Annotated in this window: 1 protein-coding gene; it reads right to left on the bottom strand. The window is 40.4% G+C overall.

Features of this window, described 5'->3' with window-relative positions:
- Positions 1 to 225: hypothetical protein (locus tag TW84_RS24695; RefSeq protein ID WP_162197131.1), on the bottom strand; the 225-nt coding region annotated here is incomplete at its 3' end.
- Between the last annotated feature and the right edge of the window lie 15 nt (positions 226 to 240).

Raw genomic sequence — 240 nt, 5'->3', positions numbered from 1 at the left:
CTGCTCTTCAGATGAAGCTGCATAGTTGGCAAAATAAAAATTCTTATTTTCCCAATAAATCGCCTTTTTCTCTTCACTCTCAGTTTCCATTTCAAAAATTGGAGTTAGGTGCCATTGAATAAGTCCGTTTTTATAACGGCATTCTGGCACATCGTAAAGCTTGTAAGTGGCTTGAGGAGGGAAAGGCAGCAGTCGCTGCCTAGGTCTATTTGCTACTCCGGCCATTTTAAACGACATTAA

This window comes from Vibrio neptunius (assembly GCF_000967495.1).
GTDB classification, from domain to species: Bacteria; Pseudomonadota; Gammaproteobacteria; order Enterobacterales; family Vibrionaceae; genus Vibrio; species Vibrio neptunius.
The sequence above is the reverse complement of the archived record's forward strand: the minus strand, read 5'-3'. Positions and strand labels throughout refer to the sequence as shown.